The sequence below is a fragment of the Kluyvera sp. STS39-E genome, assembly GCF_040932435.1.
Classification (GTDB): Bacteria; Pseudomonadota; Gammaproteobacteria; order Enterobacterales; family Enterobacteriaceae; genus Kluyvera.
In genome coordinates, this window is the sequence record NZ_JBFQGA010000001.1 from 476,018 (window position 1) to 490,006 (window position 13,989).

11 protein-coding genes are annotated in these 13,989 nt (G+C 51.3%); 5 read left to right on the forward strand and 6 right to left on the reverse strand.

All coding sequences use genetic code 11. From position 1 onward, the window contains the following. Window positions 1-48: 48 nt before the first annotated feature. Both AB4K05_RS02355 and AB4K05_RS02360 read left to right on the forward strand, forming a co-directional pair. Complete coding sequence (locus tag AB4K05_RS02355) at window positions 49-1,233, forward strand: acetyl-CoA C-acetyltransferase (RefSeq protein ID WP_368478411.1); 1,185 nt, start codon at window positions 49-51, stop codon at window positions 1,231-1,233. 482 nt (window positions 1,234-1,715) lie between these two features. After that, entirely contained in the window at window positions 1,716-2,432 is a 717-nt protein-coding gene (locus tag AB4K05_RS02360; protein ID WP_368478412.1) for an oligogalacturonate-specific porin KdgM family protein, read from the forward strand. Window positions 2,433-2,736: 304 nt separating this feature from the next. Here the strand turns inward: AB4K05_RS02360 and AB4K05_RS02365 are convergent, their stop codons facing one another. Continuing rightward, window positions 2,737-3,912: an oligogalacturonate lyase family protein gene (locus AB4K05_RS02365; protein ID WP_368478413.1), complete on the reverse strand. Its 1,176-nt coding sequence runs from the start codon at window positions 3,910-3,912 to the stop codon at window positions 2,737-2,739. Window positions 3,913-4,381: 469 nt separating this feature from the next. On the opposite strand from AB4K05_RS02365, the gene kduI reads away from it, so the two are divergent. The 3 genes from kduI to AB4K05_RS02380 all read left to right on the forward strand — a co-directional run bounded on the left by kduI (window position 4,382) and on the right by AB4K05_RS02380 (window position 7,835). Beyond that, complete coding sequence (kduI, locus tag AB4K05_RS02370) at window positions 4,382-5,218, forward strand: 5-dehydro-4-deoxy-D-glucuronate isomerase (RefSeq protein WP_368478414.1); 837 nt, start codon at window positions 4,382-4,384, stop codon at window positions 5,216-5,218. Between the two features lie 63 nt (window positions 5,219-5,281). Then, a complete protein-coding gene (gene kduD, locus AB4K05_RS02375) occupies window positions 5,282-6,043 on the forward strand; it encodes a 2-dehydro-3-deoxy-D-gluconate 5-dehydrogenase KduD (RefSeq protein ID WP_368478415.1) in 762 nt (253 codons plus the stop codon). A 373-nt stretch (window positions 6,044-6,416) separates the two neighbouring features. Beyond that, complete coding sequence (locus AB4K05_RS02380; protein ID WP_368478416.1) at window positions 6,417-7,835, forward strand: sugar porter family MFS transporter; 1,419 nt, start codon at window positions 6,417-6,419, stop codon at window positions 7,833-7,835. Window positions 7,836-7,958: 123 nt separating this feature from the next. Here AB4K05_RS02380 and AB4K05_RS02385 read toward each other — a convergent pair whose 3' ends face one another. From AB4K05_RS02385 to AB4K05_RS02405, 5 genes are all read right to left on the reverse strand, one after another. After that, a complete protein-coding gene (locus tag AB4K05_RS02385; protein ID WP_368478417.1) occupies window positions 7,959-9,086 on the reverse strand; it encodes an oligogalacturonate lyase family protein in 1,128 nt (375 codons plus the stop codon). A 69-nt stretch (window positions 9,087-9,155) separates the two neighbouring features. Beyond that, the gene (locus tag AB4K05_RS02390; RefSeq protein WP_368478418.1) at window positions 9,156-10,442 is read right to left on the reverse strand and encodes an ABC transporter substrate-binding protein; all 1,287 of its coding nucleotides are present in this window, start codon (window positions 10,440-10,442) and stop codon (window positions 9,156-9,158) included. 14 nt (window positions 10,443-10,456) lie between these two features. Next, the gene (locus AB4K05_RS02395; protein WP_368478419.1) at window positions 10,457-11,584 is read right to left on the reverse strand and encodes an ABC transporter ATP-binding protein; all 1,128 of its coding nucleotides are present in this window, start codon (window positions 11,582-11,584) and stop codon (window positions 10,457-10,459) included. Window positions 11,585-11,596: 12 nt separating this feature from the next. Next, the gene (locus tag AB4K05_RS02400; protein ID WP_368478420.1) at window positions 11,597-12,499 is read right to left on the reverse strand and encodes a carbohydrate ABC transporter permease; all 903 of its coding nucleotides are present in this window, start codon (window positions 12,497-12,499) and stop codon (window positions 11,597-11,599) included. Continuing rightward, window positions 12,492-13,382, reverse strand: coding sequence for a carbohydrate ABC transporter permease (locus AB4K05_RS02405; protein ID WP_052282047.1), 891 nt, complete (start codon window positions 13,380-13,382; stop codon window positions 12,492-12,494). The genes AB4K05_RS02400 and AB4K05_RS02405 overlap by 8 nt, the downstream gene beginning before the upstream one ends. Window positions 13,383-13,989 lie beyond the last annotated feature (607 nt).

The following is a 13,989-nucleotide window of genomic DNA, read 5'->3' on the forward strand; positions in this document are numbered from 1 at the left end:
TGATAACAATCATCTACTATACGCGGATTACATTACGCTGAGGTCGAGATGAAAGACGTCGTTATCGTCGGTGCAGTCCGTACGCCCATTGGTTGTTTTCAGGGGGCGCTGGCCCGCCATTCCGCCGTGGAGTTGGGCAGCCTTGTGATCGAGGCATTGGTAGAACGCAGTGGTATTTCTGCTGCGGTTATCGATGAGGTGATTATGGGGCAGGTGCTGACGGCAGGCACGGGGCAAAACCCGGCGCGGCAGTCTGCTATCAAAGGCGGCCTACCCAATACCGTGTCGGCTATTACCATTAATGACGTCTGCGGCTCCGGCTTGAAAGCTTTGCATCTGGCGACTCAAGCTATTCAGTGTGGTGAGGCGGACGTGGTGATTGCCGGCGGGCAGGAAAATATGAGCCGCGCGCCGCACGTATTGACCGACAGCCGTACCGGTGCGGCGCTTGGTAACAGTCAACTGATTGATAGCCTTGTCCATGATGGTCTGTGGGATGCTTTCAATGACTATCATATGGGCGTGACGGCGGAAAATCTGGCGCGAGAATACGGCATTAGCCGTGAACAGCAAGATGCTTGGGCGCTAAGTTCGCAGCATAAAGCGCGCAGGGCAATTGATTCAGGGCGCTTTCGCGATGAGATTGTTCCGGTCACCAATTTAATACCGGGTGGCGCGGTGCAGGTGGTGGATACCGACGAGCAGCCGCAAACCGATGCTAGCGCAGAAGCGTTGGCACGCCTGGTGCCCTCTTTTGAGATCGCGGGGTCGGTGACTGCCGGCAACGCGTCTTCTATTAATGATGGCGCGGCAGCGGTGCTGATGATGAGTGAAAGCAAGGCGCTGGAATTAGGGCTACCGATCCTCGCCCGCATCCGCGCCTTCGCCAGCGTAGGCGTTGATCCGGCATTAATGGGGATAGCACCGGTTTATGCAACCCGACGTTGCCTTGAACGGGCGGGCTGGCAGCTTAGCGATGTAGACCTGATTGAGGCGAATGAAGCTTTTGCTGCGCAGGCTATTTCGGTCGGCAGAATGCTGGAGTGGAACGAGCAAAAGGTGAATGTTAACGGCGGCGCGATTGCGCTGGGGCATCCGATTGGCGCATCCGGCTGTCGTATTCTGGTTTCGCTGGTGCATGAAATGGTCAAACGCGATGCCTGCAAGGGGCTCGCGACGCTGTGCATTGGCGGCGGGCAGGGCGTGGCGCTGGCAGTTGAGCGTGATATATAGTTGTTCCTCTTTAGTATCCCTCAAAATATCTTCAATTCAGAAAGACCTCATTTGAGGTCTTTTTTGTTTATATGCACTAGTTCTGACGAATAGTTCAGGTTCTTTGTCTAGTCCATTCCCTTATGAACTTATGTTTAATTGTATCAGGCGTGAATGTAATGAATGAGTTAATGCTTAGCCTGGTTATCAATCAAACATGAATCGTTGCTTTTGGTAAGAATAACAACCGTGATTTGTTTTTAAATTAACTTATTGAAATTAATGAATAAAAATAAAAGTTCATTTTGCTTTAAATAAATATATGTGATCTGAGTTTTATTTTTTAGTGTTTATTTCTGTTTTTTGTTGAGCTTTGTCACGTCCTCTTTGTGCCATATTTTCTGAAACAAATAATTACGATCTCGATCACTAAAATGCAAAACCATTAAAAATAAAATGCGATTTCATAATAAAGAAACATTATTTTAATTGAGGGATGGCAAATGTTTAAGAAAACTCTGGCCCTGGCCGTATTAACCGGTATGTCTTTCGCCGCTTCGGCGGTTACCGTTGACCTGCGTCATGAATATATTGATAGCGGCTCCAACGCAGATCGTGTCGCGGTTTCACACCGTTTCGATAATGGTCTGGGTTTTGGCGTGGAAGCGAAGTGGAAGACGGGCGGTGATACCGATAAACAGGATCGCCCGTTTAATGAAATTGTTGGTAATGGTCATGAGGAGTCAATCAACTGGCGCTGGAAGGCTACTGATAATTTTGCTCTGAACCCAGGCTTTAATATTGAAAGTAAAGATAGCTTCTCGATCTATAAACCGTATCTGCACGCTCAATATAGTTTTGATAGTGGGTTCTATATTGCTGCTCGCTACCGTTACGAATATACCCGCGTACCGGCTACCTCCAGCAACGGTGGTGGCACTGACGATAAAGTGAATAAAGTGGATACTTGGGTGGGTTGGGTTATGGGCGACTGGCGTGCAGAGCTGAACTATGTTTATGCGCGCAGCACCATTGCGGATGATCAGCATAAGAGCCTGTACCGCAATAATAACAAGCCTTACAGCAATGAATACAACGCCAAGCTGGCTTATAAGTGGGATAAAAACTGGTCCCCATATTTTGAAGTGGGTAACGTTGGTGTGAAATCAACCGACGAACGCCAGACCCGCCTGCGTGTTGGTGTGGCTTATTCGTTCTAAATAAATTCGGACCCTCATCCGTTTTCCCCCCGGAGCTGTTAGCCGGGGGTTTTCGTTTATTTGGGGAGCGGAATATAGATGCTGAAATAAAAAATGGCACAGTTATCCCCTCTCCCCTGCGGGGAGAGGGCTAGGGTGAGGGGAATACAAGCACCGAGTTAAACCCTCACCCCAACCCTCTCCCTTAAAAAGGGAGAGGGGGACAGATCGAGCCTCGTTTATTTCAGTATCAATATTGCAGATAAAAAAAGGCCCTCCATAAAGGAGGGCAAGGCCAGTTACAGAAACACAAACTCAGAATGACTTATGCTTTCATTAACACGCGTTCGGTTGGCAGTTTGGCGATATACAGCGCCGGTTTGCCGTCTTTGTCAGAGCTAAACAGCACCGCGCTATCGTCTGGGGTAAAGGACGGATGCGGGTGGGTTACCTGACGGCTGTTTTGTACTGTTGCCCACGAGGTATCGTGGCGGGCAACGCGGAAATAAGCCTGCTTGGCAACGTCGAACGCATACAGATACGGATCGTTGTCGATGGTGTAGCCGCTGGTGTCCTTCACGTCTACCGGGGTACCGGAACCATCGCCGACCAGCAGGGTGCCGTCAAAGTTGCTCATCAGGTGTGAACACGCAGGCATCTGCATCAGCGCTTCGTTGATGTTGGTGTCCGGGTTGAAGCGGTAAATGGTGCGACCCTGTTTGCCTTTCAGGTAAGAAACGTAAACCAGCGCGGAACCATTCGGTACCCAGAATTCGTGGGTGCAGCTTTCGCCTTCCGCGTGTTCTTTCACTTTACGCACGTTGCTGCCATCTTCGTTGACCAGCCACATGCGCGCATCGACCAAGTCATGCGGCCCTTCGTGACAGAAGGCAACGGTGTTGTCATCAAACGGACGATAAATTGGGTGGCCGAGCCAGTTTTTCTCTTCGTGGATCACCGCACTTTCGCCGGTTTTCAGATCAACGCGCAGCAGACGGCAGTGTGGGCCTTTGTGGAAGAAGTCGTGGAACAACTGCCAGTCGTTCAGCGGCGTCCAGTCGCTTTTGGCAATCTCAATGCCAACCAGCTTGGTGCAGTCGCTGTTAGATACCCAAGTACCGTAGCCGACCCAATCGTCCGGCACGCGGTAAACTTCACGCTCGGCCAGTGTTTTCAGGTTAACTTCCAGCAGGGTACGGTCGTTCTTCACGTAATAGAGAGATTTATCATCAGGAGAGAGGAAGCCACCAAAGGTGTTGTCGCCAGCGCCTTCGGTCAACTGGACCGCTTCGGCATTCGCTACATCCAGCAAATAGTAGTTCCAATGGCCATCGAACTCACCGGCGAATAACAGATGGCTGCCATCGTTAAAGAAGCACTTCTGATAGAAATAGTTACGATGACACGTTACTTCTGGTGGAGTTAAGCGGGTGACTTCCGCGCCAGTGTCCGGGTCGCGGCTGACCTCGTAGTTCAATTTTACCCGCATGCCTTTAGCCATGATTCTCTCCTTATACTCCAGCGGTCGCGTGGCCTATCATCCCCGCCAGCCGATGTGATGTTATTTTAAAAATCTGGTATTAATTTATCAAAACGTCGTTTCATTGTTTGTGATGCCTGACGCAATTTATACGAAAAATCGTGATTTGTGCGACTTTTTTGAGTAGGGATGTTAACGCTTATCAAGGCGGTCTTTGTTTTCGCGACCTTATTTACCTCTTTCAGGTTAGTTTTTAAAGATAAACGTAACCAGATGAATAATATTATTTTTTTAGTTTTTATGTGACGTTATTGGCGACGTATTCGTGATCCCTTTTGCATTTTTGATATTAATACACAGAAAAAATGAAACGATGTTTTATTTGCAATTGAAAACCCATTTCATCAGGGATAAGATGTTGGCATAAACAAAGCGGAATGGAGTTTTGTTTCTGCTGATAGGTTAAGACCACATTCTCCTGGAGGTTTAGGTGGAAGTTAGACAAAGCATTCACAGCGCACATGCCAAGACGCTGGATACACAAGGGCTTCGCGACGAGTTTTTAGTTGAGCAGGTTTTCGTCGCTGACGAGTACACCATGGTCTACAGCCACATCGATCGCATTATTGTTGGCGGCATCATGCCGGTTGCCAAAACAGTCTCCGTGGGCGGTGAGGTCGGTAAACAGTTGGGCGTGAGCTTCTTCTTGGAGCGCCGCGAGCTGGGCGTCATCAACATCGGCGGCGCAGGTACTATCACCGTTGACGGTCAGTGCTACGAAATCGGCCACCGCGATGCGCTGTACGTTGGTAAAGGGGCTAAAGAAGTGGTTTTCGCCAGCGTAGACGCGGCGAAACCGGCCAAGTTTTACTACAACTGCGCACCGGCCCACATGACTTACCCAACCAAAAAAGTTACGCCAGCAGATGTCGCGCCAGTGACGCTGGGCGATGACCTCACCAGCAACCGTCGTACCATCAACAAATATTTCGTTCCGGATGTTCTGGAAACCTGCCAGCTCAGCATGGGGCTGACCGAACTGGCTCCAGGCAACCTGTGGAACACCATGCCGTGCCACACCCACGAGCGCCGCATGGAGGTCTATTTCTATTTCAATATGGATGAAGACAGCTGCGTGTTCCACATGATGGGGCAGCCGCAGGAAACTCGTCATATTGTCATGCACAACGAACAGGCGGTGATTTCACCGAGCTGGTCAATCCATTCAGGTGTCGGTACTAAAGCGTATACCTTCATCTGGGGGATGGTAGGTGAGAACCAGGTCTTTGATGACATGGATCATGTTGCAGTGAAGGATCTGCGCTAGTCGCGGACAGCATTAGTAAAACAATGCCTGTTCGTGACAGGCGCTAACGATAAGGAATAAAAAATGATTTTGGATTCATTCTCTCTGCAGGGCAAAGTTGCCGTCGTCACGGGTTGTGATACCGGTCTGGGTCAGGGTATGGCGCTGGGCCTGGCGGAAGCCGGCTGTGACATCGTCGGTATCAACATTGTTGAACCTACAGAAACCATCGAGCGCGTGACCGCGCTGGGCCGTCGCTTCCTGAGTCTGACCGCTGACCTGCGCCAGATTGACGGTATTCCTGCACTGCTGGAGCGTGCGGTAGCCGAGTTCGGCCATATCGATATTCTGGTTAACAACGCCGGTCTTATCCGTCGTGAAGACGCTATCGACTTCAGCGAAAAAGACTGGGACGACGTCATGAACCTGAACATCAAAAGCGTGTTCTTCATGTCCCAGGCTGCAGCTAAGCACTTCATTGCGCAGGGCAAAGGCGGCAAAATCATCAACATCGCGTCCATGCTCTCCTTCCAGGGCGGCATCCGCGTGCCGTCTTACACCGCATCAAAAAGCGGCGTAATGGGCGTGACCCGTCTGATGGCGAACGAGTGGGCGCAGCACGGTATCAACGTGAACGCGATTGCACCGGGCTACATGGCGACCAACAACACCCAGCAGCTGCGTGCTGATGAAGAACGTAGCGCGGCGATCCTTGAGCGTATCCCGGCGGGTCGTTGGGGTCTGCCAAGCGATCTGATGGGGCCGATTGTGTTCTTGGCATCTCCGGCGTCTGACTACATCAACGGCTATACCGTTGCTGTTGACGGCGGCTGGCTGGCTCGCTAAGACTGCATTCGCCATGTGAAAAAACCTGCTTCGGCAGGTTTTTTTGTGCCCGTCGTTTGGGAATTGCCGGATGGCGCTCGCACAATGTAGGCCGGATAAGCGGAGCGCCATCCGGCGGGGAAATATGGAGATCGTCCATATGCATATGCAAAGATAATCCATGCTAATCCTCACGTAGCGAAATAGTCACGACTGTATTAAAGGGTTTTTTGGTACTGTGCAACGCCGCATTGCTTATCCAGAAAGTAAAATGTCCATCACAAAACCGAACCAGGCAGCAATAAAATCCATATTTTTGGCTTTTCCTGCCTGACACTTCTATTCATCAGTCTTTTACCTTGTAGGCACGTTTTACTCTGTCTGGCAGGAAATTATGACTTCAATCAGTAACGATCCTTCGCTCATGCCACGCACCCTGCGCGATACCCGCCGTATGAACCAGTTTGTGTCGGTCGCCGCCGCGGTGGCCGGATTACTTTTTGGTTTGGATATTGGGGTGATAGCGGGCGCACTGCCTTTTATTACCGATCACTTTGTTTTAACCAGCCGCCTGCAGGAGTGGGTGGTGAGCAGCATGATGCTTGGTGCCGCTCTTGGCGCGCTGTTTAACGGCTGGCTGTCGTTCCGCTTGGGGCGAAAATATAGCCTGATGGTGGGCGCTATACTCTTCGTTGCCGGTTCGCTGGGCTCGGCGTTCGCCGCAAGCGTTGAAATGCTGCTGGTCGCAAGGGTGATTCTAGGCGTTGCCGTCGGCATTGCTTCCTACACCGCGCCGCTTTATCTGTCTGAAATGGCGAGCGAAAACGTGCGCGGAAAGATGATCAGCATGTACCAACTGATGGTGACGTTGGGCATCGTAATGGCGTTTCTTTCCGACACGGCGTTTAGTTACAGCGGCAACTGGCGCGCGATGCTTGGTGTGCTGGCGCTTCCGGCCGTACTGCTGATGATTCTGGTTATCTTCCTGCCAAACAGCCCGCGCTGGCTGGCGGAGAAGGGTCGCCATGTTGAAGCCGAAGAAGTGCTGCGGATGCTGCGTGATACCTCAGAGAAGGCGCGCGACGAGCTTAACGAAATACGCGAAAGTCTCAAACTTAAACAGGGCGGCTGGGCGCTGTTTAAGGTCAACCGCAACGTGCGAAGAGCGGTGTTCCTTGGCATGTTGCTGCAGGCTATGCAGCAGTTTACCGGCATGAATATCATCATGTACTACGCCCCGCGCATCTTTAAAATGGCCGGTTTTACTACCACCGAACAGCAGATGATCGCCACGCTGGTGGTGGGGCTGACCTTCATGTTTGCCACCTTTATTGCGGTGTTTACCGTCGATAAAGCAGGGCGCAAACCGGCGCTGAAAATTGGCTTTACGGTGATGGCGCTAGGGACGTTAGTGCTGGGCTATTGCCTGATGCAGTTTGATAACGGCACCGCCTCAAGCGGGCTTTCCTGGCTGTCGGTTGGCATGACGATGATGTGCATTGCTGGTTATGCGATGAGCGCAGCGCCCGTGGTGTGGATCTTGTGTTCGGAGATTCAACCGCTGAAATGCCGGGATTTCGGTATTACCTGTTCGACGACCACCAACTGGGTATCGAACATGATTATCGGCGCGACCTTCCTGACCCTGCTGGATTCTATTGGTGCGGCGGGAACGTTCTGGTTGTACACCGCGCTGAACGTGGCCTTTATTGGCGTGACGTTCTGGCTGATTCCGGAAACCAAAGGCGTGACGCTGGAACATATCGAACGCAAACTGATGAAAGGGGAGAAATTGCGGGATATCGGTGTCTGATTTTCCCCTCACCCTAACCCTCTCCCCGTGGGGGAGAGGGGACCGCCAGGTGCGATAATGAAGCAATGAATTCAACCATTATCTCGGGTTGCTTTTCTCCCTCTCCCTTTCAGGGTGAGGGTGTCAGAGCGCACATAAATACAGCGCAGGCATCCCCTCCGCGTCCGAGGTATACAGCACCCACTTACCGTCCGGCGAAAACGACGGATGTGGATGCGTCACCTGGCGGTCGCCATCGAGGACTTTCCAACTGCTGTTGTGCTGGCAAATCGCTTTCTTTTCGCCGGTTTTCAGACAGAACACCCAGATAAACGGATCGTTCAGGCTAATATCGCCGGTGTTATGCGGAGAACCGTCACCGACAACCAGCGAACCGTCGTGGTTGCTCATCAGGTGCGAGCAGGGCGGGATCTCCATCAGCTGACGGTTTTCCAGCGTTGCAGGATCGGCGCTGTAGAGATAGCGGTGCGGGTTATTCTCCTGGTGGGCGACGTAGTAAAGCGCAGAACCATCCGGCACCCAAAATTCATGGGTAAAGCTTTCTCCTGGCTGCTGCTGACGCACGCAGCGCAGGTTGCTGCCGTCGGCATTAATTAGCCACATGCGAGCGTCGATTTCATCGCGCGGGCCTTCGTGGCAAAACGCCACTGTGCTATCGTCGAAAGGCCGGTAGATAGGGTGCCCCAGCCAGCGCTTTTCCTGCAAAATGGTGCGCTGTTCGCCAGTTTTTAGATCGATATTGATTAAGCGGCATTCCGGGTTGGTAAAGTAGAATGCACGGAATTTCGACCAGTCGGTCAGCGGCTGCCAGTCGCTTTTTTTAATCTCAATACCAACTAACTTTGTGCAGTCGGAATTCGCCACCCAGGTGCCGTAGGCAACCCACTCGTCATCCACCTCATAGACCACGTGCTCTTCCAGCGTGGCGAGGTCGACGCGTCTAAGCTGGCGGGTATCTTTTACATACCATAGCGATTGGTCGTCGTCGGACAGAAAACCGCCGAAGGTATTATCCCCAGCGCCATCCGTTAGCTGCGTCGCCTGCTGCGCGGCGATATCCAGCAAGTAGTAGTTCCAGTGCCCCTCGAACGCGCCACCAAAAATTAGCTTGCCGCCATCGCGGGTAAAGCATTTTTGGTAGAAGTAGTTTCGGTGGCAAATAATGTGTGGTGGCGTCATCCGGATCACCTCGTGACCGGTTTCGCTGTCTTTCTGTTGGCGGAAATTCAGCGGGATGATTTTGCCTTTCATGTGCACTCTCCTTGAATAAAAAAATACCCCGCAACCGGAAGTTGCAGGGTATTAACGCATAAACAGCAGTTAGCGCATGGCGCGACGCAGGATACGTTCGCCCTGGCGTTCGAAGTCAGCCGCCGCTTCTTCAACGGTTTTCTGACCGTAGTCGATGTACTGCAGAGTGGTACCGAACTGAGCCACGATCTGTGGATCGTCAAAGTACGGAGATACGCTCAGTTTAGCTGGCAGAGACTGCGCCAGACGCAGGCCGGATACTGACGGATCGTCTTCTTTCAGGATGCCGTCTTCGGTCAGGAATTTCACCCCAGCCTTGCTCAGCGGCACGCCGCGCTCAAGCCCTAAGGTATCCACGCCTTCTTTGCTGTTCAGCAGGAAGTTGATAACTTTTGCTGCCGCTTCTGGGTTCTTGGTCGATTTGCCGATAGACAGCATCTGCGCTGGTTTGAAGAACAGACCCGCGTCGGTAGCGCCCGGCAGCATTGGATAGCTACCCAATTCCAGTTTAGCCGGTGGCTTCAGGTTGTCGGAGTACTTGTTAATGGTGGAGTTCCACATGTAAGTACCGCCCCATTCGCCCTGGATCCACGGCTTCATTTCGTACATGTTGCTCTTACCAAATGACGCATAGTATTTGGTGTCCGGCATCACGTGGCTGTCGACCAGCTTTTTGTACATCTGGAAGAACTCAACCCACTGCGCTTTGCTGTAGGAGAATTTCTTGGTTTCCGTGTCGATAGCCGGGATGTTGTACTTCTGCGTCATGTACGAGTTCAGCAGCGCCAGCGTATCCTGGTGCTCAAGCACGACCGGGTAGTACTGCTTACCCAGTTTGCTCTCGAAGGTTTTACCCGCCGCCATCAAGTCATCCCAGGTTTTCGGGTAAGAGACACCCGCTTGCTTCCAGGTTTCATCGTTGAAATAGAACACGCGTGCGGTAACGGAAATTGGGATCCCGTTCAGCTTGCCGTTCACGGTGGTGGACTGCAGCTCTTTGGCATCAAACTGGCTTAAGTCGATAACGTCCTTCATTTTGTTCAGGTCGTAAAAACCGTCGCCGTTTTTAGAGAAAATCGGTAGCCAGTTCCAGTTGGTCTGCATCACGTCCGGCTCGGTGCCGCCGGCAATCTGGGTGGTCAGACGGGATAAATGGCCGTCCCAACCGGTGTATTCTGCTTTGACGTTAATGTCTGGGTTCTGCTTATGGAACTCTTCCAGCGCCTTCAGGGTCACCTGGTGGCGACCGTTACCGCCCCACCAGGACATGCGAAGGTCGACATCCTTTGCCATCGATGGGAGGGCCGTGAGGCCCAGAGTGGCGGAGATTGCTGCGCTTAAAAGCACTTTTTTCATTTTAATACTCCAGCTTAGATAGAGAGGTTCTGTTCAGTTTTAGCGTCAAAGATATGACATTTATCCATGTCAAACTTGAAATACACCTTGCGATGAAGACCCTTATCAATCATTGGTTTAGCTTCATCAGAAGGAATGCGTGCCGTCAGTTCGTAGTCGGCGACTTTCAGATAAACAAAGAACTCATGGCCCATGTTTTCCACGCGCACCATTTCACCGCTGCAACCGCCTTCGGCAAACGGCTCGTCGGAGAGCGACACGAATTCTGGACGGATGCCGTAGAACACGTCATCAGAACTGTGACCTTCCAGCTTCTGATGTAGCTTCTCGCCAAGCGGCATAAATTCATCGCCGATGGTCAAGTTCCGATGACCGTCTTTGTTCACCATTTTGCTGGCGCGGATGTTCATTTCCGGCGCACCGATAAAGCCGGCAACGAACATGTTTTTAGGCTTGTGGTACAGGTTATCTGGGGTATCAACCTGCATGATATGGCCCAGCTTCATCACGCAGATGCGGTCACCCATGGTCATCGCTTCGGTCTGATCGTGGGTAACGTAAACGGTAGTCGCTGGTTTTCCGGATTTTTTCAGCTGCTTGTGCAGGTCAGAAATACGGATACGCATCGACGCACGCAGTTTGGCGTCGAGGTTCGACAGCGGTTCATCGAACAAGAACACGTCCGGCTTTTTCACAATCGCGCGGCCTACCGCCACACGCTGTGCCTGACCACCGGAGAGCTGACGCGGCAGGCGCTCCAGCAGTTCTTCCAGCTCAAGGATTTTCGCCGCTTCGTTAACCTGAGCGTCAATTTGCGCTTTCGGCATTTTGCTCAGCTTCAAGCCGAACGCCAGGTTCTCGCGAACCGTCATGTGCGGGTACAGCGCATAGTTCTGGAATACCATCGCAATCCCACGCTCTTTTGGCGCGAGGTTGTTAACGATTTTCTCGCCGATGCGAACTTCACCGCCGCTGATGGTCTCCAGACCGGCCAGCATACGCAGGGTGGTGGACTTGGCGCAGCCTGATGGCCCGACAATCACCATAAATTCCCCTTCAGCAATTTTCAGGTCGATACCATGTACCGCTTTGAAGCCGTTGGAGTACACTTTTTCCAGTTTGTTGAAAATAACTTCAGCCATGATATATCCCTCTTAACCTTTAATTCCGCTGCTGGTAACGCCCTGTACGAAGTAGCGCTGCGCCAGGAAGAACACAATGATGGATGGCAGAATGGAGATGCTCGCCATTGCCAGAATTTCGTTCCACGGCGCCCCTTCGGTGACGTCGATGGACATTTTAAGTGCCAGTGCAATCGGATACTTATCAACGCTATAGACGTAGATCAGCGGGCCGATAAAGTCGTTCATGGACCACATGAACTGGAACAGGGCGACGGAGATAATCGCCGGCTTCAGAATCGGCACCACTACATACCACAGCACCTGGAAAGAGTTACAGCCGTCAATCTGTGCTGCTTCTTCCATGTCACGCGGTACACCGCGCAGGAACTGAATCAGCATGAAGACGAAGAACCCTTGGGTCGCAAACGCCAGCGGCAGATACAGCGGCATATAGCTGTTCAGCATGCCCATTTCACGGAACATCAGGTACTGAGGAATCAGCAGCACGGTGCTTGGTAGCAGCATGGTGGTGATGAGCGTGGCGAACCAGAATTTCTTCCATGGGATCTCGAAGCGGGCAAAGCCGTACGCCACGATGGTGGAAGAGATGATGGTCAGGATCACTTTCGGAATTACATACTTGAAGGTATTCAGCATGTAGTGACCGAAGGTGTATTCAGTACCGGTTTTCCAGCCGTTGATGAAGCCATCCCAGGTGGCGTGCGCAGGCCACAGCCCCAGAGTGGTGAAGATCTCGTGGTTCGGTTTGAACGACGCCGAGAACATCCACGCCAGCGGATAGAGCATTAGCAGACCGACAAACAGCAGGATGGTGTAGCGGATCCAAGCGTTGATCTTTTCGCGTCTAAGGGTACGGGCCACCTCACGTTCAGCAATGTCTCTTGCTTGCGAGATTTGTTGGATATCAGCCATTTTTGCCTCCCTTATCGGCGGAGTAGAACACCCAGTATTTTGAAGACTTAAAGGCGATGCCGGCAAAGACCGCAACGACCAGGAACAGAACCCACGCCAGCGCTGCGCCATAACCCATATCGAAGTATTTGAACGCCGTGTCGTAGATATACAGTGAGAACAGATACGTGGAGTAAGTTGGGCCGCCGCCGGTTATGACGTACGGACCGGTAAACTCCTGGAACGCTTGGGTGGTCTGCATGATGAAGTTGAAGAAAATAACCGGCGTAATCAGCGGCACGGTGACTTTCATGAACATCTGCCATTTCGATGCGCCATCAATCATGGCTGCTTCGTATTGAGATTGTGGAACGTTTTGCAGTGCCGCCAGGAAGATAACCATCGCGGAACCGAACTGCCAAACGCGCAGCAGAGTAACGGACATCAGCGCCAAGGAAGGTTCGCCCAGCCAGTTAACCGGGTCAAAGCCCAGCACGCCGATGAAGCTGTTCAGCAGGCCGTCGATGGCAAACAGTGCGCGCCACAGAACGGCGATAGCCACGGAGCTACCGAGGATTGATGGAATATAGTAAGCGGTACGGAAGAAGCCGATACCGCGTAATTTAAAGTTCAGAACAAAGGCAATCCCTAATGCAAAAGCCAGTTTTAATGGGATTGTCAAAAACACATAGGCGAACGTCACGCCCATGGATTTCCAGAAGAGTGAATCTTCTGTCAGCATGTAGCGATAGTTCTCGATACCGTTAAATACCGGCGGGCTCATCAAGTCATACTCAGTAAAACTGAGGAAGAAAGATGAAACGAACGGGAAGGCCGTAAAGATTATCAACCCAATGATATAGGGTGAAATCCAGGCCAATCCCAGCATTCTGTTTTCATTCATACATACCTACCTGGCAAACAAGTGTGTCAAATGGATGGGGTGTTCGTTACATCCCTCGCGCCTATAGCGCCAGGGGGTTAAAGTATGAGTCTGGTGTTGTGCATGTAACATTTCCCTGTAAGTGAATGTAATAACTGAGAATATAACGTGATCCCTACATCGGTGTTGTTGCGTTTTAAAATCTGACCTTTTGTAATAATCATTTTATAAAACACCGTTTTAAATTTATTTTATTGCGATTTATTTCTGCGTCATTCGATTAATCATGAAAGTGTGATCAAAGTCGAAACGATGTTTCATTATAGTGACGGCGATGGCGTTTTTGCCCATCTGACGCTAGCTGGCGGGGAGTCTGGTATGGAAGTTGATAAGTTAACAGCCACCAAAAATGGCAGCATGATTAACCGTTAAAATAATTAACTAACTAATCGTTAGAAGGGTGGAAAATAAAAAAGACGCTGAAAAAAGATGAGGCCCGATGATTAAAATAGGGTGCGGCGTCTATTAAGGCAGACTGCGAATAGATGTACTGGGATTTATTTTCAAGAAACTGTGATGTAAGTCGGATTTAGATTTCAGCGGAAACAATGATTATTTGCGGAAAATT

What these genes read in the sequence shown, in the direction of transcription:
- AB4K05_RS02355 (WP_368478411.1), top strand. Translation starts at nt 49, where the DNA reads ATGAAAGACGTCGTTATCGTCGGTGCAGTCCGTACGCCCATTGGTTGT.
- AB4K05_RS02360 (WP_368478412.1), top strand. Translation starts at nt 1,716, where the DNA reads ATGTTTAAGAAAACTCTGGCCCTGGCCGTATTAACCGGTATGTCTTTC.
- AB4K05_RS02365 (WP_368478413.1), bottom strand. Translation starts at nt 3,912, where the DNA reads ATGGCTAAAGGCATGCGGGTAAAATTGAACTACGAGGTCAGCCGCGAC.
- kduD (WP_368478415.1), top strand. Translation starts at nt 5,282, where the DNA reads ATGATTTTGGATTCATTCTCTCTGCAGGGCAAAGTTGCCGTCGTCACG.
- AB4K05_RS02380 (WP_368478416.1), top strand. Translation starts at nt 6,417, where the DNA reads ATGACTTCAATCAGTAACGATCCTTCGCTCATGCCACGCACCCTGCGC.
- AB4K05_RS02385 (WP_368478417.1), bottom strand. Translation starts at nt 9,086, where the DNA reads ATGAAAGGCAAAATCATCCCGCTGAATTTCCGCCAACAGAAAGACAGC.
- AB4K05_RS02390 (WP_368478418.1), bottom strand. Translation starts at nt 10,442, where the DNA reads ATGAAAAAAGTGCTTTTAAGCGCAGCAATCTCCGCCACTCTGGGCCTC.
- AB4K05_RS02395 (WP_368478419.1), bottom strand. Translation starts at nt 11,584, where the DNA reads ATGGCTGAAGTTATTTTCAACAAACTGGAAAAAGTGTACTCCAACGGC.
- AB4K05_RS02400 (WP_368478420.1), bottom strand. Translation starts at nt 12,499, where the DNA reads ATGGCTGATATCCAACAAATCTCGCAAGCAAGAGACATTGCTGAACGT.
- AB4K05_RS02405 (WP_052282047.1), bottom strand. Translation starts at nt 13,382, where the DNA reads ATGAATGAAAACAGAATGCTGGGATTGGCCTGGATTTCACCCTATATC.